This window comes from Rhizobium leguminosarum (assembly GCF_010668065.1).
Lineage (GTDB): Bacteria > Pseudomonadota > Alphaproteobacteria > Rhizobiales > Rhizobiaceae > Rhizobium > Rhizobium leguminosarum_S.
The window spans coordinates 14,562-33,423 of sequence record NZ_WUEN01000005.1; the positions used below are offsets into that span (position 1 = coordinate 14,562).

Here is an 18,862-nt window from a genome sequence, read left to right on the forward strand (position 1 = left end):
CCGCATGCCGGCCCTGTTGAGCCCTATGTAAGTGGACTGGCGCCGATTGCAAATGGGCCGGCTTTTCTCTTGCCCGGCTTCTGGATATTTCCAGATGCGCCTGATAAGGAACGGCCTTATTCCCGATGGAGGGCCATATGGCCGAGACCGCAGCAAGCCGCACGGGCAGCGTTTCCCGCAAGACCAACGAAACCTCGATTTCCGTTTCCGTCAATCTCGACGGCACCGGCAAATCGACGATCTCGACGGGCGTCGGCTTCTTCGACCATATGCTCGACCAGCTTTCGCGACATTCCCTCATCGACATGGAGATCGATGCCAAGGGCGACCTGCATATCGACGACCATCATACGGTCGAAGATACCGGCATCGCCATCGGCCAGGCGATCTCCAAGGCGCTCGGCGACCGGCGCGGGATCACCCGCTACGCTTCGATCGATCTCGCCATGGACGAGACGATGACCAAGGCTGCGGTCGATCTTTCCGGCCGGCCGTTCCTCGTCTGGAATGTCGCCTTCAGCGCGCCGAAGATCGGCACTTTCGACACTGAGCTCGTTCGCGAATTCTTCCATGCACTCGCCCAGAATGCCGGCATCACCTTGCATATTCTCAACCATTATGGCGCCAACAACCACCATATTGCCGAGACATGCTTCAAGGCCGTTGCCCGTGCATTGCGCACGGCAACAGAGATCGATCCGAGACAGGCAGGCCGTGTTCCCTCGACCAAGGGCACGCTCGTCTGAGCCCTTCAAGGGAGCAGCGGCAATGACATCCAGCTATATCTTCCTGACACCGCCCGGCGGCACGAGCGCCACGGCCGATGAGACGCGAACCATCCGTGACGGCTTCACGCTGCTCGGCTTCCTGTTTCCATGGATTTGGCTGCTGGCGCATCGGCTTTGGCTGCATGCGGCCGCGGCCTTTCTGCTACAGGGGATCGGTGGTGCGCTGATGGACGAACCCGGCCTCGGGCCGGCGGGAGCGGCAATCCTATTGGGCGTGAATATGCTGGTCGGTCTCGAGGGCCAGAATTTCCGTGTCCGCAACCTTGCTGCGAAGGGCTGGAACGAAGACGCACTCATTGCGGCCGATACGATCGGCACTGCTGAGCAGGTCTATTTTTCGGACAGGGCGGCTATCGCAACCAGTGACGACGCCGCGGCACCGGACTGGCAGAACAAGGCCCGTCCGAATGTCCCGCACGGCGATGCAACATCGCTTGGTCTCTTTGGTTTTGATGGAGGACGCTGACGATGCGCGTCGCGATTATCGACTATGGCTCCGGTAACCTGCGCTCGGCGACCAAGGCTTTCGAGCGTGCCGCCCACGAAGCTGGCATCGATGCCCATATCGATCTCACCGACAGGGCGGAGGATGTTGCCGCAGCCGATCGTATCGTGCTTCCCGGTGTCGGCGCCTATGCCGATTGCCGGCGCGGCCTCGATGCCGTGCCTGATATGGCCGAGGTGCTGATCGAGGCTGTCGAGAAGAAGGCGCGGCCGTTCCTCGGCATCTGCGTCGGCATGCAGCTCATGTCCTCGCGCGGCCTCGAGAAGACCGTGACGCACGGTTTCGGCTGGATTCCCGGTAACGTCGTCGAGATGACGCCGGATGATCCGGCACTCAAGATCCCGCAGATCGGCTGGAACACGCTCGACCTGAAGCGCGAACATCCGCTCTTCGAAGGAATTCCGACGGGGTCGCAGGGATTGCACGCCTATTTCGTGCATTCCTACCATCTTGCCGCCGAAAACGCCGAGGATGTTATTGCGACGGCCGACTATGGCGGTCCGATGACCGCTTTCGTCGGGCGCGACAACATGGTCGGAGCGCAGTTTCACCCGGAAAAGAGCCAGAAGCTCGGCCTGGCCCTGATCGCCAATTTTCTGCGCTGGAACCCGTAGCGCCCGAACCCGTCAAGCATTGTTCACCCAATCCCGAAGCAAAACGCTACACGGTTTTGCTGGAATTTCTCCAAGGGCTGGCTTTTAATACAGGCGCCTTATTTCCCTAGAGCATGATGCCGAACAGTGTGAGCGGTTTTCGGACGACATCATGCTCTGACTGTATAATGTAGAACAGGATTCAGATTTTAGGCCGAACCGGCCTAAAATCATCCTGTTCTAGTATGGAAACGGCGGAACAGGAGTGCGCTCGATGCCGGCTTCACGGAAATCAGGCAAGGTGTTCTACACGTTGCGGCCCTCCAGGGAGGGCTTGCCCCCCTTTTCTGATATCAAGCTTCCCGGCGGCACAGTCATCCGCCGTGTCGACGAAGCCATCCACAGGAAGGCGCTTTCCAACGCAGCCAAGGCGCTGAAAGAAAGGCTGGACCGATGATCCATGAATCTTTCCCCGCAAACGACGGTTCGAGCCGGCGGCAAAACGGGGTCAGCGCCGGCGATATCGCCGAGGCCGTGCTGGAATTCTATATCGAAGGTGAGGACGATCTGATCGGCCTGCTCGCCTACGCACTCTACGAGCGGCAAAAGCGCGATTTCGTTCTCAGCCATCGCAAGCGAAATGCCGGCCGTTCGCCCGATGAGGCCGAGCTTGCCGCCGTCAACAGCAATTATCTCTCGACCGACCTGCGCAACACGCTGCGCGACCGCGCCTCGCAGATCCTTTCGAGTTATGCCGAAACCTATGTCGAGGCGATGGAGCCGCAGATCCGGCTGACCGCCGTCAACAGCGATGCGTTGCGCCAGGTACGAAACATCGAGAAATCGATCAAGAGGCGCCTGGGCTTCTGGCGTCAGGTCCGGGCCGGCTTTGCCGTCACCCTGCTCCTCCTTCTGCTTTTCGGCGCGGCGGCCATTGCCGCTGTCTTTTTCCAATCGGATATCGTAGATGCGTGGAATGCGCTGATGGTACCGACCACTCTACGGACGTAAGACGACATGATCCTTTTTCCCGCGATCGACCTGAAAGGCGGCCAATGCGTCCGCCTGAAGCTCGGCGACATGCAGCAGGCGACGGTCTACAACACCGATCCGGCCGCCCAGGCGAGATCCTTCGAAGATCAGGGTTTCGAATGGCTGCATGTGGTCGATCTCGACGGCGCTTTTGCGGGACATTCGGCCAATGGCGATGCCGTCGAAGCGATCTTGAAGGCAACGGACAATCCCGTGCAACTCGGCGGCGGCATTCGCACCCTCGATCATATCGAGGCCTGGCTGTCGCGCGGACTGCGGCGCGTCATTCTCGGCACCGTCGCGGTCAGAAATCCGGCGTTGGTCATCGAGGCCTGCCGGAAATTTCCTGATCGTGTCGCCGTCGGCATCGATGCCAAGGGCGGCAAGGTGGCCGTCGAGGGTTGGGCGGAAGCCTCCGAACTCGGTATCATCGAGCTCGCCAGGAAATTCGAGGGCGCCGGCGTCGCCGCGATCATCTACACCGATATCGACCGTGACGGCATCCTGGCCGGCATCAACTGGACTTCGACGCTGGAACTTGCCGACGCCGTTTCCATTCCCGTCATCGCCTCGGGCGGCCTTGCCTCTCTCGACGATGTCAGACGCATGCTGGAGCCCGATGCGCGAAAGCTAGAAGGGGCGATTTCAGGCCGTGCGCTTTATGACGGCCGTATCGACCCCAAGGAAGCGCTGGCGCTGATCAAGGCGGCCCGGACCAAGGAGACCGCATAAATGACCCTCAAGGCCCGTGTCATTCCCTGCCTCGACGTCAAGGACGGCCGTGTCGTCAAAGGCGTCAACTTCCTCAATCTCGTCGATGCCGGCGATCCCGTCGAAGCCGCGAAGGCCTATGATGCGGCCGGCGCCGACGAACTGTGCTTCCTCGACATCACCGCTTCCTCGGACAATCGCGAGACGATCTTCGATGTCGTGTCGCGCACGGCCGATCAATGCTTCATGCCGCTGACGGTCGGCGGCGGGGTGCGCACCATCGCCGATATCCGCAAGCTGTTGCTGTGCGGTGCCGACAAGGTCTCGATCAATTCGGCAGCCGTCAGCAATCCCGACTTCGTCACCGAGGCAGCCGACAAGTTCGGCGACCAGTGCATCGTTGTTTCGATCGATGCCAAACGCCGGCGCACGCAGGCGGTCGGTGGCGACAATCTCAGCGCCTGGGAAATCTATACGCATGGCGGCCGCAACGCGACCGGCATCGATGCGGTCGAATTCGCCCAGAAAATGGTGGCGCGCGGCGCCGGTGAGCTGCTGGTCACCTCGATGGACCGCGACGGCACAAAGGTCGGCTACGATCTGGAGCTGACGCGGGCGATCGCCGATGCGGTGCGCGTGCCGGTGATCGCCTCCGGCGGCGTCGGCGATCTCGACGATCTCGTCGCCGGGGTGAAGGAAGGCCATGCCAATGCGGTGCTTGCCGCATCGATCTTCCACTTCGGCACCTATTCCGTCAGCGAAGCGAAGCACTATATGTCGAAGTGCGGCATCGACATGCGTCTCGACTGAACCTTGAAAGCGGACCTATGAGCGGATTTTCCCTTTCCGATCTCGAAAGCATCGTCGCAGAACGATCGAAAGCCTCGCCGGAGCAATCCTGGACAGCCAAGCTCGTGGCCGCCGGCCAGCCGAAAGCGGCAAAGAAGCTCGGTGAAGAGGCGATCGAGGTCGTGATGGCGGCGGTGACCGGCGACCGCGACAATCTGACCTATGAGGCTGCCGATGTGCTCTATCACCTATTGGTCGTATTGAAGATTGCTGAAATACCGTTAGAGAATGTCATGGCCGAGCTCGAGCGCAGAACCGCGCAGTCCGGCCTCAAGGAAAAGGCCAGCCGGCAGAGTTCATGAGTATCGCGACTGAGATTATCGGGGTGCCGGAAACGTTGGATCACTTCCAGTCGGAATCCTATTCGCCCTACCACTTCTTCTCTTCCGAACAATGGGCGAAATTCCGCGCCGACACGCCGTTGACGCTGACGAGCGACGAGGTCAAACGGCTGCGTTCGATGGGCGATCCGATCGATCTCGACGAGGTCCGGCGCATCTATCTGTCGCTGTCGCGGCTGCTCTCGGCACATGTCGAATCCTCGCAGATGCTGTTTGAACAGCGCAACCGCTTCCTCAGCCTGTCCGATGTGACGAAGACGCCCTTCGTCATCGGCATCGCCGGCTCGGTCGCCGTGGGAAAATCGACCACCGCCCGTATCCTCAAGGAGCTCCTGGGGCGCTGGCCTTCCAGCCCGAAGGTCGATCTCGTCACCACCGACGGCTTCCTTCATCCGAACGCCGTGCTGCAGCGGGAAAAGCTGATGCAGCGCAAGGGCTTTCCGGAAAGCTACGACACGGGTGCGATCCTGCGCTTCCTCTCGGCGATCAAGGCCGGGCGGCCGGATGTGAAGGCGCCCAGCTATTCGCACCTCGTCTACGACGTGCTGCCGGACGAATACAAGCTCGTCGACCGGCCCGACATCCTGATCTTCGAGGGCATCAATGTGCTGCAATCGCGCGACCTGCCGGCCGGCGGCAAGATCGTGCCGATGGTCTCCGACTTCTTCGACTTCTCGATCTATATCGATGCCGCCGAAGACGAGATCCACAACTGGTATGTCACGCGCTTCATGCGGCTGCGCGAGACCGCCTTCCGCGATCCGAATTCCTATTTCCATCGCTATGCCTCGATCAGCGACGCGGAAGCGCTCGAAATCGCCGAGGATCTTTGGGCAAACATCAACCTGAAGAACCTGCGGCAGAACATTCTGCCGACGCGTCCACGCGCCGATCTCATCCTGAAAAAGGGCAAGGATCACCTGATCGAACAGGTCGCGCTGCGAAAACTATAGCGGCGGTCGTTAGAGACTTTCCGTTTTTCTCCGAATCACGGAAACGCTCTATCGCTTTGTTTCTACGCAATTCCGGACGCAAAACCGCTGCGCACTTTTGCTGGAATTGCTCTAGTCAGGGATTGACGCGGCGAAGCGTCAGATTGATGCGGCCGCCATTCTTCAGCAGCGTCGACGTCGCCGGATGGATGCGGTCGACGCCATGGAAACACAGCCTCCCCTCGTCGCCCAGCACCACCAGATCACCGCTCGAAAGCTTGAAAGATAGCGTGCGATCATTGCGGCTGAGGCCGCCGACGCGAAAGAGGCAGCTGTTGCCGAGCGAGATCGAGACGACCGGAGCTTTGAGATCCTGTTCGTCCTTGTCCTGATGCAAGCCCATGCGCGCTTCGTCGGAGTAGAAATTGACGAGGCAGGCTTCCGGCGGCTTGTCGTAACCCGAAACGTCATTCCAGATATCGAGCAATTGCTGCGGCATATCGGGCCAGGGTCTGCCGGTTGCCGGGTGTGTCGGCTGGTAGCGATAGCCGCGCTCTTTGTCCGTCACCCAGCCGAGCGGCCCGCAATTGGTCATGCGCACGGACATCGGCTTACCGGTGCCGGGCATGGCGGGCACATAAAGCGGCGCTTCGGCGACGACGGTACGGATCACCTCGACCAATGCTTCCTGACGCGCTCGGTCGAGGTAACCGGGGAGATGGCGGATGCCGCTCAAGAGCTCCGGCATGTCACTCACCGCTGCCGCCGGGGCGGCCGCGCATCTTCTTGACTTCCGAGCGACCGGATTTTTCCTTCAGGCGGCGTTCGACCGAACCCTTGGTCGGCCTTGTCTTCTTGCGCGGCGGCGGCGGCGGCTTGGCAGCCTCGAGGATCAGTTCCTTCAACCGGTCGCGCGCATCCTCGCGGTTGCGGTCCTGGCTGCGAAACCGGCTCGCCTCGATCATCAGCACGCCATCCTTCGACAAACGCCGGCCGGCGAGCTTGATCGCGTTGGTTTTGACACGATCATTGAGGGACGGCGAATTCGCGATGTTGAAGAACAGCTGGACCGCGGTCGAGACCTTGTTGACATTCTGCCCGCCGGGACCGCCCGCCAGAACGAACTGTTCCGTCAGCTCCCATCCGGCGATGGTGATCCTGTCATCGATATAAAGCGCGTCGCTGGCCATGCGGCGTTCTATCTCACATCGGCGGCGAATTGAAAATATCGGCTGTGACATGGAAAACCCGGCGATCTCGCGATGCCGGGTTTCACGTGAGTCAGAGGTTTGATCTGCCTATTCGGCAGCGACCTTCACGCCGGGGGCGGCATCGCGGACGCCGCCGTCGACATGATTTTCGAACTTGGCGAAGTTCGCGATGAACATCGAGACCAGCTTTTCGGCCTGCGCGTCATAGGCTGCCTTGTCGGCCCAGGTCGAGCGCGGATCGAGAATGCTGCCATCGACACCGTCGACGGAGACCGGCACGGCGAAGCCGAAGTTCGTGTCGGCACGGAATTCGACCTGTCCAAGTTCGCCGCTGAGTGCGGCAGCGAGAAGCGCACGCGTCGCCTTGATCGGCATGCGCTTGCCGGTGCCATAAGCGCCGCCGGTCCAGCCGGTATTGACAAGCCAGCATTGGACGCCATGACGGCCGATCAACTCCTTGAGCAGATTGCCATATTCGGCCGGATGCCGCGGCATGAAAGGAGCGCCGAAGCAGGTGGAGAAGGTCGCTTCCGGCTCGACGACACCCTTTTCGGTGCCGGCCACCTTGGCGGTGTAGCCGGAGAGGAAGTGATACATCGCCTGATCAGGCGTCAATCGGGCGATCGGCGGCATGACGCCAAAGGCATCGGCGGTCAGCATGATGATCGTCTTCGGATGCCCGGCACGGCCCGTTTCCGAAGCATTCGGGATGAAGTCCATCGGATAGGCGCAACGGGTGTTCTCTGTCAGCGACCCGTCGTCGAAATCCGGCTCGCGGCTTTCGTTCAGCACGACGTTTTCCAGCACGGTGCCGAAGCGCTGCGTCGTCGCATAGATTTCCGGCTCGGCTTCGGCCGAGAGGCGGATGGTCTTGGCGTAGCAGCCGCCTTCGAAGTTGAAGATGCCGTTTTCGCTCCAGCCGTGTTCGTCATCGCCGATCAGCGTCCGGGCCGGATCGGCCGAAAGCGTCGTCTTGCCGGTGCCGGAAAGGCCGAAGAAGACCGCCGCGTCACCGTCCGGGCCGACATTGGCCGAGCAGTGCATCGGCATCACGCCCTTGGCCGGCAGCAGGTAGTTGAGCACGGTGAAGACCGATTTCTTCATTTCGCCGGCATAGGAGGTGCCGCCGATGAGGACGAGACCGTTGGTGAGATCGCAGGCGATCACCGTTTCCGAACGGCAGCCGTGGCGGGCCGGATCGGCCTTGAAGCTCGGCAGATCGATGATCGTCAGCTTCGGCACGAAGCCGGACAGCGCTGCAGTGTCAGGGCGGATCAGCAGATTGCGGATGAACAGCGAATGCCAGGCGAATTCGGTCACGACGCGGGTCGGCAGAGCATGACCTTCCTCGGCGCCACCGACGAGATCCTGGACGAAAAGCTCCTTGCCCGCGGCATGCGCCAGCATATCGTCGCGCAGCACGGCGAAATGCTCCGGCGAGATCGGCTTATTGTTGTCCCACCAGATTTCGCCATCGGTATTGATATCGCGAACGACGAACTTGTCGCGCGGCGAACGGCCGGTGTGCTGGCCGGTAATAGCCCGCAGTGCGCCTTGAGCGGTCAGTTCGGCTTCGCCCCGGCGGATCGCTTCTTCATAGAGCGCGGCGGCGGAAAAGTTGTAGCGAACGCTGGCTGCGCCGCCCAATCCAACCGTTGCCAGCTCTATTGCCGGGTTATGAACTCCGAACATTTCCATGGCTAGTTCCCTTCACTCAGGCTCGTTGCCGTTAAAACTAATCGCGAAAATACGGGTAGAAATTTTAAAACACAAGATGGAAAACTTGAGAAAATGCAGTGATATCAAACAATTAATCGATTTAAATTTATCGTCTTAATTTTAAATCGTTTGAATAGATCGCGTTTAAAGATTCGGACGCACTACCTAAGATTGCTCGCGAATTTTACGACAATCTTCCCCTTTATCTTTGCCACAATTTGTTCCACCTTTATCCTCCATAAGCGCATCCGGTCACTGAGACCGCCTGGGGAGAGCAAATCCGGGAGATTGCGCACTGATGACGGAGACCAACACCATGCCGACAATCGCGCTCGTTGATGACGACCGCAACATCCTCACCTCGGTGTCGATCGCACTGGAGGCCGAAGGATATAAGGTCGAGACGTATACGGACGGTGCTTCGGCGCTCGACGGCCTGCTGGCGCGACCGCCGCAGCTGGCGATCTTCGACATCAAGATGCCGCGCATGGACGGCATGGAACTGCTGCGCCGCCTGCGGCAGAAGTCGGATATTCCGGTCATCTTCCTCACCTCCAAGGATGAGGAGATCGATGAACTCTTCGGCCTGAAGATGGGTGCCGATGATTTCATCACCAAACCTTTTTCGCAGCGTCTGCTGGTGGAGCGCGTACGCGCCGTCCTGCGCCGCGCGTCAAGCCGCGAAGCCGCCGCTGCCGGCACCAGCCCCACCGGCGCGCCGAAGACCGGCGCGGTGCAGCAGGCCCGCTCGCTGGAACGCGGGCAGCTGGTCATGGACCAGGAACGCCATACCTGCACCTGGAAAGGCGAGGCCGTGACGCTGACGGTGACCGAATTCCTGATCCTGCATTCGCTGGCGCAGCGCCCCGGCGTCGTCAAAAGCCGCGACGCGCTGATGGACGCAGCCTATGATGAACAGGTCTATGTCGACGACCGGACCATCGACAGCCACATCAAGCGGCTGCGCAAGAAATTCAAGATGGTCGACACCGACTTTGATATGATTGAAACACTCTACGGAGTGGGATACCGCTTCCGCGAAGCAGCCTGAGCCCCGAGCGGCGCAACGCGCTCCTGCATAATCTCCTAAGTCGGCATCGATTTAAGGATTAAATTATGCAGCAGTTCAAAATGTCGCAGCGTCCTTTGCGCGTCTGAAAAGACGCGCGGCGCTGTCGGAAATGTTGAGGGCTGCGGGCCGGTCCATCCGGCCCCGCCCTTCGAAAGGGCCTGTCATTGGCACAGTTGGTGCAGGAAAGGGATCTGGACGATGCGGAGGGCGTGAGCACCCGTCGCGTCCGAGGCCGCCGTTGGTCGCATCCCTTCACGCTGATCCGCCGCATCTTCGGCAATGCCGTCTTTTCGAGCCTGACGCGGCGCATCCTGTTCTTCAATCTCGTCGCGCTGGTGGTGCTCGTCGGCGGCATCCTCTACCTTAACCAGTTCCGCGAGGGATTGATCGACGCCCGGGCCGAAAGCCTGTTGACGCAGGGCGAAATCATCGCCGGCGCCGTTTCGGCCTCCGCGTCGGTCGATACGAACTCGATCACCATCGATCCGCAAAAGCTGCTCGAGCTGCAAGCCGGCCAGAGCATCACCCCGGTGCCGAACGACGAGGACCTTGAATTCCCGATCGATCCCGAAAAGGTCGCGCCGGTCCTGCGCCGGCTGATCTCTCCGACGCGCACCCGCGCCCGCATCTTCGACGCCGATGCCAACCTGCTGCTCGATTCGCGCCATCTCTATTCGCGCGGCCAGGTGCTGCGCTTCGACCTGCCGCCGGTGGAGGAAGAGAAACAGACCTGGAGCGAGTGGTTCGCCACCCTGTTCAACAAGGCGTTACAGCCCGGCAATCTGCCGCTCTATAAGGAAGCGCCGGGCGGCGACGGCTCGATCTATCCCGAAGTGATGAACGCGCTCACCGGCGTGCGCGGCGCAGTCGTGCGCACCACCGAAAAAGGTGAACTCATCGTTTCCGTCGCCGTGCCGATCCAGCGCTTCCGCGCCGTGCTCGGCGTGCTGTTGTTGTCGACGCAGGCGGGCGACATCGACAATATCGTCCATGCCGAGCGGCTTGCCATCATGCGCGTCTTCGGCGTGGCGACACTCGTCAACGTGCTGCTTTCGCTGGTGCTGTCGTCGACCATCGCCAATCCGCTGCGCCGTCTTTCGGCAGCGGCCATCCGTGTGCGCCGCGGCGCCAAGACGCGTGAGGAAATTCCCGACTTCTCTGCCCGCCAGGATGAAATCGGCAACCTTTCGATCGCATTGCGCGAGATGACGACGGCGCTCTACGACCGCATCGATTCGATCGAGAGTTTTGCGGCCGATGTCAGCCACGAGCTCAAGAACCCGCTGACCTCGCTGCGCAGCGCCGTCGAAACGCTGCCGCTTGCCCGATCCGACGATTCCAAGAAGCGGCTGATGGACGTCATCCAGCACGATGTCCGCCGCCTCGACCGGCTGATCAGCGATATCTCCGACGCCTCCCGTCTCGACGCCGAACTCGCACGCGTCGATGCCGGCTCCGTCGACATGGAGGTGCTGCTGCGCGACCTCATCGAGGTTTCGCGTCAGGTCAGAAGCACCAAGAAGCAGGTGGAAATCGAATATGCGATCGAACGCAAGCCGAACGTCAAGACGCGCTTCGTCGTCAACGGCCACGATCTACGCATCGGCCAGATTATCGCCAACCTGATCGAGAATGCCCGCTCTTTCGTGCCGGAAAAGGGCGGCAAGATTATCGTGCGGCTGGTGCGGACACGCTCGCGCTGCGTCACCACTATCGAAGACAACGGCCCCGGCATCCAGGCGGAAAATATCGACCGTATCTTCGAGCGCTTCTATACGGACCGGCCGGAGGCGGAAGGCTTCGGCCAGAATTCGGGGCTCGGCCTTTCGATCAGCCGGCAGATCGCCGAAGCGCATGGCGGTTCGCTGAGAGCCGAAAACATCACCGATGCCGAGAGCGGGCATATACTCGGCGCGCGCTTCATCCTCTCTTTGCCAATCGGCGCCGCAGCATGACCGAGGCAGGTTTCAACGTCCATGCGACGGCGATCGTCGTCGGTAAGACGGGGCTGCTGTTCAGCGGCCCCTCCGGCTGGGGAAAATCGATGCTGGCCTTCACCTGCATGACCGAGGCGCGCCGGCTCGGGCTTTTCACGGCGCTGGTCGCCGACGACCAGGTTCTTCTCTCAAGAGAGGCCGGCGCGGTGATCGCCACGTGCCCGCCGTCGATCACCGGGCTGATCGAACTTCGCGGCACCGGCATCGTTCGTCAGGACCATATTCCAAGAGCGGCCATGCATTATGCCGTGCTTCCGGGCAGCGCTACCGGTGAAGACCGGGTGCCTCCCGAGGGCGAAATAGTGAGCCTTGCCGCCGGTTTTTCGCTTCCCGCATTGCGGTTGCTCACAGGCGTTTCCTCACCCCTTGCGATCCTGATGGCAAAAGTGCCGGATATCGGGCGCTGAGGCCTTCCGGATTGGTCAATCTGCCTTATATATTCGCATTTTTATCTTGCACTTCGGCTTTTCATAGCCAAGATGTGCCCCCACCGGTGGACGTAATTGCTGCATTGCGATATTGGGGCCACCGTTTGTATATGGGAGCAGTAATATCATGATCGGACTTGTGCTTGTCACTCATGGCAAGCTGGCTGAAGAGTTTCGTCATGCTGTCGAGCACGTCGTCGGTCCTCAGAAATTCATCGAGACGGTCTGTATTGGCCCCGAAGACGACATGGACCAGAGACGGCAGGACATTCTGGAAGCCGTTTCCGGTGCCGATGATGGCCATGGCGTCGTCATCCTGACCGACATGTTCGGCGGCACGCCGTCCAATCTCGCCATATCAGTCATGAGCAGCGGCCATACCGAAGTCATTGCCGGCGTCAACCTGCCGATGTTGATCAAACTTGCCGGGGTGCGCGGCGAGAACAACATGGAGAAGGCGCTGGTGGAGGCCTCCGAAGCCGGGCGGAAATATATCAATGTCGCGAGCCGCGTGCTCAGCGGAAAATAACGGGCATTTATGACATCGCTCTCCCGGGAACTCCTCATCATCAACAAGCGCGGTCTTCATGCGCGCGCTTCAGCCAAATTCGTGCAGATGGTCGAGACCTTCGATGCCGCCATCACCGTTTCCAAGGATGGAATGACGGTCGGCGGAACCTCCATCATGGGCCTGATGATGCTTGCGGCAAGCCCCGGCTCGAGCGTCGTCGTTTCGGCGAGCGGCAGCCAGGCCGAGGAAGCGCTGGAGGCCCTGGACCAGCTGATCCAGAACAGGTTCGGCGAGGAGATGTGAGCTCCGATCGCGTTCATATAAACATATAAAGACTTCTTTATATCCTTATTGCCATCACCCGCGAAGCCTGCTAAACGGCGGACATGCCGTGCGCTTGCACGTGGGTCATCCTTCGCGCCTGCGCCAATTTTGAGACGTTTTTCAGCCTGGAGACCTCTATGAGCACTGAAAAAGATTATGTCGTCGCCGATATCGGGCTTGCGGATTTCGGCCGCAAGGAAATTACGATCGCCGAAACCGAAATGCCGGGGCTGATGTCCTGCCGCACCGAATTCGGCCAGACAAAGCCGCTGAAGGGCGCGCGCATCACCGGCTCGCTGCACATGACTATCCAGACGGCCGTGCTCATCGAGACGCTGGTCGCGCTCGGCGCCGAAGTCCGCTGGGCCTCGTGCAACATCTTCTCGACGCAGGATCATGCCGCTGCCGCGATCGCCGCTTCCGGCGTGCCTGTCTTCGCCATCAAGGGCGAATCGCTCGAAGATTACTGGGTCTACACCGACAAGATCTTCCAGTGGGCCGATGGCGGTCTTTCCAACATGATCCTCGATGACGGCGGCGACGCCACCATGTACATCCTGCTTGGCGCCCGCGCAGAAGCCGGCGAGGACGTGCTGTCTCACCCGCATTCCGAAGAGGAGGAAATCCTCTTCGCACAGATCAAGAAGCGCCTTGCCGCTTCGCCTGGCTGGTTCACCAAGCAGCGCGACGCGATCAAGGGCGTCACCGAGGAAACGACGACCGGCGTCAACCGCCTTTACCAGCTCAGCCAGAAGGGCCTGCTGCCCTTCCCGGCGATCAACGTCAACGACTCGGTCACCAAGTCGAAGTTCGACAACAAGTATGGCTGCAAGGAATCGCTGGTCGACGGCATCCGCCGCGGCACCGACGTCATGATGGCCGGCAAGGTTGCCGTCGTTTGCGGATACGGCGACGTCGGCAAGGGTTCTGCCGCTTCGCTCTCCGGCGCCGGCGCCCGCGTCAAGGTGACCGAAGCCGATCCGATCTGCGCATTGCAGGCTGCTATGGACGGTTATGAAGTCGTTCTGCTCGAGGACGTCGTTTCCTCGGCCGATATTTTCATCACCACCACCGGCAACAAGGACGTCATCCGCATCGACCATATGCGGGCGATGAAGGATATGGCGATCGTCGGCAATATCGGTCACTTCGACAACGAAATCGAAGTCGCTGCATTGCGCAATCTCAAGTGGACCAACGTCAAGCCACAGGTCGACCTGATCGAATTCCCCAAGGGCAATCGCATCATCCTTCTTTCCGAAGGCCGTCTGCTCAACCTCGGCAACGCCACCGGCCATCCGTCCTTCGTGATGTCGGCTTCGTTCACCAACCAGACGCTGGCGCAGATCGAGCTTTTCACCAAGCCCGACCAGTATTCCAACCAGGTCTATATCCTGCCGAAGCATCTCGACGAGAAGGTCGCACGCCTGCATCTCGACAAGCTCGGCGTGAAGCTGACTGAGCTTTCTGCGGAACAGGCTGCCTATATCGGCGTCTCGCCGAAGGGACCGTTCAAGTCCGACCACTACAGATATTGATCTGATCGTTAATATCCACAAGATGTAGAAGCCGCGGCATTGACAAATGCCGCGGCTTATTTTTTGGGCGCTCCCTTCCCGCCGATTCCCATCCGAAGTATTGTTTTAAGACTTGATTCGTGGCGCCGGACCCAGTCCGACCGCTGCGAAAATGGGATGTCTTGTCGTAATGCGGCACATTGAAGGACGGAGACATACCGCGGATGTCGGAAATGAAAAGCAGCCTGCCCGGTCAGGTGGATGATGGCGCTCGCGCCGATCGCCGCCCGCTCATGGCAGGTCAAGGATATCAATCTGCAACGGCACACGAGGCCGTAAAGCAAGAGCACGGACCATTGGCGCGCTTCCTGAAAAGCTGCGCGGCCGGCACGGCGCTCGCCGCGCTGGCGCGGCCGGCCCTGGCACAGGCGGAGCAGCAGGCAGCGGCCACGGCTCACCTCTTCACATCCTCGCAAGTGATCGGTGTTTCCGTCGTCATCGGCGTCATATCGGCAGCCCTGCTGTCGACGCTGTGGCTCGTGCGCCAGCGCGGCAACCTGGAAAACGAGAGCCGGGAAATCCGCTCGGCGCTCTCCGATGCCCAGCAGCGCATTTCGCAATACCAGGCTCTGATCGCCGACAAGAACCGGCGGATCGTCATCTGGGACGGCAATGCGCGCCCCGAACTGCTCGGCCAGCTTCCGCCTGAAACCGGCGCGCCGCAGGACGGCGAATTCCTGGCCTTCGGCCTGTGGCTGAAGTCACGTTCGGCTTCCGAGCTGGAAAAGGCGATCGACCGGCTGCGCGACGAGGCGCAAAGCTTCGACATGGTGGTCGAAACCATCCGCGATGAAATCCTGGAGGCGCAGGGCCGGGTTTCCGGCGGGCGTGCTTTCGTCCGTTTTGTGGCGCTCAACAATCTGCGCGCCGAGCTCGCAGAGCTCAGAATCGAACGCGACCGGCTGATGACCTCGATCTCGGCCTTCCAGACCATGCTCGACGCCATCGACATGCCGGCCTGGCAGCGCGATCCGGTGGGCCGCCTCACCTGGGTCAACCAGGCTTATGGCGAGGCGGTCGAAGCGCGATCGCCGCAGCAGGCGATCAATGAAGGCCGCGAGATGCTGACGACCGTCGCGCGCGAACGCATTCGCGCGACGACGACGCCGGAATCGCCCTTCCACGACAAGATCTCGACGGTCGTGCACGGCAACCGCACATTCTTCGACGTCGTCGACGTCAGGGTTCCCGGCGGCTCGGCCGGCATCGCGATCGATGTGTCCGACATAGAGGCAGTGCGCGCCGAGCTGGAACGGACGCTGAAGAGCCATGCCGAAACGCTCGACCATCTCGCCACGCCGGTTGCCATCTTCGACGGCGACCGCCGGCTGCAATTCTACAACCAGGCCTTCGTCGCGCTCTGGGAGCTGGATATCGCCTTCCTCGAAGGCCGGCCTGATAATAGCGAGCTGCTCGAGCGGCTGCGGGCGGCCAAGAAGCTGCCGGACCAGCTCAACTGGAAAAGCTGGAAGGAAGCCGCGCTTTCCGTCTATCGCGCGCTCGACACGCAATCCGATCTCTGGCACCTGCCAAACGGGCAGACGTTGCGGGTCTTTGCGACCGCCCATCCGCAGGGTGGCGCCACCTGGGTGTTCGAAAACCTGACCGAGCAGGTCGATCTCGAAACGCGCTACAACACGCTGGTCAAGGTGCAGGGCGAAACGATCGACCACCTTTCCGAAGGTGTGGCGGTGTTCGGTCCTGATGGACGCATCCGCCTTTCCAATCCGGCCTTCCGTGCGCTCTGGGGGATCACCGAAACCGAAGCCAAGCCCGGCACCCATATCCGTGCGCTGGGCGAGGCCTGCGCCCCGTCCTATGATCGGCCGGACGGCTGGAAGACCTTCGCGGAACTGATCACCAGCTTCGACGACGAACGCCGCTCGGGCCAGGGAACGCTGGAACTCTTCTCCGGCCTCGTGCTCGACTATGCCGTCATCCCGCTACCGAACGCGCAGACCATGCTGACCTTCGTCAACATGACGGACAGCGTGCGTGCCGAGCGCGCGCTGACCGAGAAGAACGAAGCGTTGCGCAAGGCCGACGAGCTGAAAAACGATTTCGTCCAGCACGTTTCCTATGAACTGCGCTCGCCATTGACCAACATCATCGGCTTCACCGATCTCCTGCGCACGCCGGGCGTCGGGCCGCTTACCGAACGGCAGGCCGAATATATCGACCACATCTCGACCTCGTCCTCGGTTCTCTTGACGCTCGTCAACGATATTCTCGACCTTGCGACCGTCGATGCCGGCATCATGCGCCTCAATTATGCGGATATCGATCTCAACGATCTGCTCGACGACGTCTCGATGCAGATTGCCGATCGCCTCCACGAAAGCGGCGTCGCGCTTGAAATCACCGCACCCGCCTATCTCGGCTCGATCGTTGCCGATCCGCAGCGGCTGAAGCAGATCCTTCTGAAGCTTCTGTCCAATGCGGCGAATTTCTCGCCCGAAGGCACCTCAATCTCGCTGGAATGCCATCGCGAAGGCACGGATTTCGTCTTCGCCGTCAGCGATCGCGGCCCCGGCATCTCACCTGATATGATCGCGACCGTCTTCGACCGTTTTGCCACGGGGGCAAAAAGCGGCAAACGCGGCGGCGCCGGCCTCGGCCTCTCGATCGTCGACAGCTTCGTCAGTCTGCATCATGGCGATGTGACGATCGACAGCGAGCCGGGCAAGGGCACGACCGTCGTCTGCCGTATCCCCTCGGTCGATGTCCCGCATTCCGCCGCCGCCGAATGACGACCAGCGATACGATCTCGCTTTTCCTGAAAGACGAGGCGGCTACCATCCGCCTCGGCGAGGACCTGGCGCTGGCCCTGAAGGCCGGCGATTGCCTTGCCCTTTCCGGCGATCTCGGCGCGGGGAAATCCTCGCTCGCCCGCGCGATCCTGCGCGCCATCGCCGATGACGAGGGGCTCGAGGTCCCGAGCCCGACCTTCACGCTGGTACAATCCTACGATCTGCGCATCGCCGTTTCGCATTTCGATCTCTACCGGCTCGGCGATGCCGCCGAACTGACAGAGCTTGGCTTCGACGAGGCCCTGCAGAACGGTATCTGTCTCGTCGAATGGCCTGAGATGGCGGAGAGCGAACTGCCCGCGGAGCGCATCGCGCTGACACTTGAACATGAGGTCAATGGCCGTCGGGCGACAATCAGAGCCGCGGGCGCGCAAAATACACGCATCCGCCGTGTCCTGGCGATCCGCGATTTCCTTGACGGTGCAGGTTATCCCGAAGCGAGACGCCGCTTCCTGACCGGCGACGCCTCGCTGCGCGCCTATGAGGCGATCTATCCGCAAGCCGGGAACCAACGCATCATCCTGATGGACTGGCCGCCGCTTGCTGAAGGCCCGCCGGTTCTCGACGGCAAACCCTATCCCAAAGTCGCGCATCTTGCCGAAAACGCTTATCCCTTCGTGGCGATCGCCGATACGCTGCGCAAGGATGGTTTTGCGGCGCCCGAAGTCTACAAGGTGGATTATAACAAGGGTATCCTGCTGATCGAAGATCTCGGCAGCGAAGGCGTGCTGGATATCCACGGACAGCCGGTTATAGAACGCTATCGCGAAAGCGTCGCCTGCCTGGCCAAGCTGCACGCCCTGAAATTTCCGCAGGACATCCCCGTTGGAAAGGGCCATATCCACCATATTCCTGATTTCGACCGCACGGCGATGAAGATGGAGGTGCGGTTGGTGCTCGACTGGCACCTGCCCTGGAAGCGCCAGGGCGCACCCGCAACGGAAGCCGAACGGGCGGAATATCTGGCGATCTGGGATGCACTCATCGACGAGCTCGCAACGGCCGAGAAGAGCCTGCTGCTGCGCGACTTCCATTCGCCGAACATCATCTGGCGCGAACATGAAAGCGGTATTCGCAAGATCGGCCTGATCGACTTCCAGGACGCGATGATCGGCCCGACGGCTTATGACCTTGCGTCGATCGTCCAGGATGCGCGCGTAACGATCGAGCCGGACCTCTTCCGGCAGCTGATGGATGATTATCTGACGCTTCGCCGCGCGGAGCGCGGTTTCGACGAAGCCGGATTTATGAAGGCCTGGGCGATCATGTCGGCGCAGCGCAATTGCAAGCTTGCCGGTCTTTGGGTGCGCCTGTTGCAGCGCGACGGCAAGCCGGGCTATCTGAAACACATGCCGCGCACGCTTTCCTATCTGAACGTCGCGCTCGAGCATGAAACGCTTGCCCCCTTGCGCGATTGGTGCGCAAGGGCTGGAATAGGCCAGAGCGAATCATAAGTTTCGGA

Annotated in this window: 20 protein-coding genes; 17 read left to right on the forward strand and 3 right to left on the reverse strand. The window is 60.9% G+C overall.

The window, feature by feature from the left end:
* Positions 1 to 137 precede the first annotated feature (137 nt).
* From hisB to coaA, 9 genes are all read left to right on the forward strand, one after another.
* Entirely contained in the window at positions 138 to 746 is a 609-nt protein-coding gene (gene hisB, locus GR198_RS15420; protein WP_003544176.1) for an imidazoleglycerol-phosphate dehydratase HisB, read from the forward strand.
* A 22-nt stretch (positions 747 to 768) separates the two neighbouring features.
* A complete protein-coding gene (locus GR198_RS15425; RefSeq protein WP_029874584.1) occupies positions 769 to 1,254 on the forward strand; it encodes a DUF2628 domain-containing protein in 486 nt (161 codons plus the stop codon).
* A gap of 2 nt (positions 1,255 to 1,256) precedes the next feature.
* Positions 1,257 to 1,907 carry an imidazole glycerol phosphate synthase subunit HisH gene (gene hisH / locus GR198_RS15430; RefSeq protein ID WP_029874585.1) on the forward strand — a complete coding sequence of 217 codons (651 nt, stop codon included), beginning with the start codon at positions 1,257 to 1,259 and terminating at the stop codon, positions 1,905 to 1,907.
* 253 nt (positions 1,908 to 2,160) lie between these two features.
* Positions 2,161 to 2,343 carry a hypothetical protein gene (locus tag GR198_RS15435; protein WP_003544173.1) on the forward strand — a complete coding sequence of 61 codons (183 nt, stop codon included), beginning with the start codon at positions 2,161 to 2,163 and terminating at the stop codon, positions 2,341 to 2,343.
* A complete protein-coding gene (locus GR198_RS15440) occupies positions 2,340 to 2,897 on the forward strand; it encodes a hypothetical protein (protein WP_027667947.1) in 558 nt (185 codons plus the stop codon). Before GR198_RS15435 ends, GR198_RS15440 begins: the two co-directional genes overlap by 4 nt.
* A 6-nt stretch (positions 2,898 to 2,903) precedes the next feature.
* Positions 2,904 to 3,650, forward strand: coding sequence for a 1-(5-phosphoribosyl)-5-[(5-phosphoribosylamino)methylideneamino]imidazole-4-carboxamide isomerase (gene hisA, locus GR198_RS15445; RefSeq protein ID WP_029874586.1), 747 nt, complete (start codon positions 2,904 to 2,906; stop codon positions 3,648 to 3,650).
* A complete protein-coding gene (gene hisF / locus GR198_RS15450; protein ID WP_011649867.1) occupies positions 3,651 to 4,439 on the forward strand; it encodes an imidazole glycerol phosphate synthase subunit HisF in 789 nt (262 codons plus the stop codon). It begins immediately after the preceding gene.
* A 17-nt stretch (positions 4,440 to 4,456) separates the two neighbouring features.
* Positions 4,457 to 4,780, forward strand: coding sequence for a phosphoribosyl-ATP diphosphatase (locus tag GR198_RS15455; RefSeq protein WP_029874587.1), 324 nt, complete (start codon positions 4,457 to 4,459; stop codon positions 4,778 to 4,780).
* Positions 4,777 to 5,772 carry a type I pantothenate kinase gene (coaA, locus tag GR198_RS15460; protein ID WP_029874588.1) on the forward strand — a complete coding sequence of 332 codons (996 nt, stop codon included), beginning with the start codon at positions 4,777 to 4,779 and terminating at the stop codon, positions 5,770 to 5,772. The genes GR198_RS15455 and coaA overlap by 4 nt, the downstream gene beginning before the upstream one ends.
* Before the next feature lie 115 nt (positions 5,773 to 5,887).
* Here coaA and GR198_RS15465 read toward each other — a convergent pair whose 3' ends face one another.
* From GR198_RS15465 to GR198_RS15475, 3 genes are all read right to left on the reverse strand, one after another.
* On the reverse strand, positions 5,888 to 6,499 hold the full coding sequence (locus GR198_RS15465; protein WP_017989885.1) for an alpha-ketoglutarate-dependent dioxygenase AlkB family protein: 612 nt from the start codon (positions 6,497 to 6,499) through the stop codon (positions 5,888 to 5,890).
* Position 6,500: 1 nt separating this feature from the next.
* Positions 6,501 to 6,941 (reverse strand): alternative ribosome rescue aminoacyl-tRNA hydrolase ArfB, encoded by a 441-nt coding sequence (gene arfB / locus GR198_RS15470; RefSeq protein WP_017962656.1) that lies wholly within the window; start codon positions 6,939 to 6,941, stop codon positions 6,501 to 6,503.
* A 108-nt stretch (positions 6,942 to 7,049) separates the two neighbouring features.
* Positions 7,050 to 8,660: a phosphoenolpyruvate carboxykinase gene (locus GR198_RS15475; RefSeq protein WP_029874589.1), complete on the reverse strand. Its 1,611-nt coding sequence runs from the start codon at positions 8,658 to 8,660 to the stop codon at positions 7,050 to 7,052.
* Positions 8,661 to 8,997: 337 nt separating this feature from the next.
* Between GR198_RS15475 and GR198_RS15480 the strand changes: the two genes are divergently transcribed.
* The 8 genes from GR198_RS15480 (at position 8,998) to tsaE (ending at position 18,854) form a co-directional block, all read left to right on the forward strand.
* Positions 8,998 to 9,732, forward strand: coding sequence for a response regulator transcription factor (locus GR198_RS15480; protein WP_003544146.1), 735 nt, complete (start codon positions 8,998 to 9,000; stop codon positions 9,730 to 9,732).
* Positions 9,733 to 9,917: 185 nt separating this feature from the next.
* Positions 9,918 to 11,708 carry a sensor histidine kinase gene (locus tag GR198_RS15485; RefSeq protein WP_029874590.1) on the forward strand — a complete coding sequence of 597 codons (1,791 nt, stop codon included), beginning with the start codon at positions 9,918 to 9,920 and terminating at the stop codon, positions 11,706 to 11,708.
* A complete protein-coding gene (locus tag GR198_RS15490) occupies positions 11,705 to 12,157 on the forward strand; it encodes an HPr kinase/phosphorylase (RefSeq protein WP_029874591.1) in 453 nt (150 codons plus the stop codon). Before GR198_RS15485 ends, GR198_RS15490 begins: the two co-directional genes overlap by 4 nt.
* A 148-nt stretch (positions 12,158 to 12,305) precedes the next feature.
* On the forward strand, positions 12,306 to 12,707 hold the full coding sequence (locus GR198_RS15495) for a PTS sugar transporter subunit IIA (RefSeq protein ID WP_003544139.1): 402 nt from the start codon (positions 12,306 to 12,308) through the stop codon (positions 12,705 to 12,707).
* A 9-nt stretch (positions 12,708 to 12,716) separates the two neighbouring features.
* The gene (locus tag GR198_RS15500) at positions 12,717 to 12,992 is read left to right on the forward strand and encodes an HPr family phosphocarrier protein (protein WP_003544133.1); all 276 of its coding nucleotides are present in this window, start codon (positions 12,717 to 12,719) and stop codon (positions 12,990 to 12,992) included.
* Between the two features lie 158 nt (positions 12,993 to 13,150).
* A complete protein-coding gene (gene ahcY, locus GR198_RS15505; protein ID WP_003544127.1) occupies positions 13,151 to 14,551 on the forward strand; it encodes an adenosylhomocysteinase in 1,401 nt (466 codons plus the stop codon).
* A 203-nt stretch (positions 14,552 to 14,754) separates the two neighbouring features.
* Entirely contained in the window at positions 14,755 to 17,340 is a 2,586-nt protein-coding gene (locus GR198_RS15510; RefSeq protein ID WP_164069211.1) for a sensor histidine kinase, read from the forward strand.
* Positions 17,337 to 18,854: a tRNA (adenosine(37)-N6)-threonylcarbamoyltransferase complex ATPase subunit type 1 TsaE gene (tsaE, locus tag GR198_RS15515; RefSeq protein ID WP_138332001.1), complete on the forward strand. Its 1,518-nt coding sequence runs from the start codon at positions 17,337 to 17,339 to the stop codon at positions 18,852 to 18,854. The genes GR198_RS15510 and tsaE overlap by 4 nt, the downstream gene beginning before the upstream one ends.
* Positions 18,855 to 18,862: the final 8 nt, after the last annotated feature.

What these genes read in the sequence shown, in the direction of transcription:
- GR198_RS15435 (WP_003544173.1), top strand. Translation starts at nt 2,161, where the DNA reads ATGCCGGCTTCACGGAAATCAGGCAAGGTGTTCTACACGTTGCGGCCC.
- GR198_RS15440 (WP_027667947.1), top strand. Translation starts at nt 2,340, where the DNA reads ATGATCCATGAATCTTTCCCCGCAAACGACGGTTCGAGCCGGCGGCAA.
- hisA (WP_029874586.1), top strand. Translation starts at nt 2,904, where the DNA reads ATGATCCTTTTTCCCGCGATCGACCTGAAAGGCGGCCAATGCGTCCGC.
- GR198_RS15500 (WP_003544133.1), top strand. Translation starts at nt 12,717, where the DNA reads ATGACATCGCTCTCCCGGGAACTCCTCATCATCAACAAGCGCGGTCTT.
- coaA (WP_029874588.1), top strand. Translation starts at nt 4,777, where the DNA reads ATGAGTATCGCGACTGAGATTATCGGGGTGCCGGAAACGTTGGATCAC.
- GR198_RS15425 (WP_029874584.1), top strand. Translation starts at nt 769, where the DNA reads ATGACATCCAGCTATATCTTCCTGACACCGCCCGGCGGCACGAGCGCC.
- arfB (WP_017962656.1), bottom strand. Translation starts at nt 6,941, where the DNA reads ATGGCCAGCGACGCGCTTTATATCGATGACAGGATCACCATCGCCGGA.
- GR198_RS15510 (WP_164069211.1), top strand. Translation starts at nt 14,755, where the DNA reads ATGTCGGAAATGAAAAGCAGCCTGCCCGGTCAGGTGGATGATGGCGCT.
- GR198_RS15465 (WP_017989885.1), bottom strand. Translation starts at nt 6,499, where the DNA reads ATGCCGGAGCTCTTGAGCGGCATCCGCCATCTCCCCGGTTACCTCGAC.
- hisH (WP_029874585.1), top strand. Translation starts at nt 1,257, where the DNA reads ATGCGCGTCGCGATTATCGACTATGGCTCCGGTAACCTGCGCTCGGCG.
- GR198_RS15480 (WP_003544146.1), top strand. Translation starts at nt 8,998, where the DNA reads ATGCCGACAATCGCGCTCGTTGATGACGACCGCAACATCCTCACCTCG.
- hisB (WP_003544176.1), top strand. Translation starts at nt 138, where the DNA reads ATGGCCGAGACCGCAGCAAGCCGCACGGGCAGCGTTTCCCGCAAGACC.
- GR198_RS15475 (WP_029874589.1), bottom strand. Translation starts at nt 8,660, where the DNA reads ATGGAAATGTTCGGAGTTCATAACCCGGCAATAGAGCTGGCAACGGTT.
- tsaE (WP_138332001.1), top strand. Translation starts at nt 17,337, where the DNA reads ATGACGACCAGCGATACGATCTCGCTTTTCCTGAAAGACGAGGCGGCT.
- GR198_RS15495 (WP_003544139.1), top strand. Translation starts at nt 12,306, where the DNA reads ATGATCGGACTTGTGCTTGTCACTCATGGCAAGCTGGCTGAAGAGTTT.
- GR198_RS15490 (WP_029874591.1), top strand. Translation starts at nt 11,705, where the DNA reads ATGACCGAGGCAGGTTTCAACGTCCATGCGACGGCGATCGTCGTCGGT.
- ahcY (WP_003544127.1), top strand. Translation starts at nt 13,151, where the DNA reads ATGAGCACTGAAAAAGATTATGTCGTCGCCGATATCGGGCTTGCGGAT.
- GR198_RS15455 (WP_029874587.1), top strand. Translation starts at nt 4,457, where the DNA reads ATGAGCGGATTTTCCCTTTCCGATCTCGAAAGCATCGTCGCAGAACGA.
- hisF (WP_011649867.1), top strand. Translation starts at nt 3,651, where the DNA reads ATGACCCTCAAGGCCCGTGTCATTCCCTGCCTCGACGTCAAGGACGGC.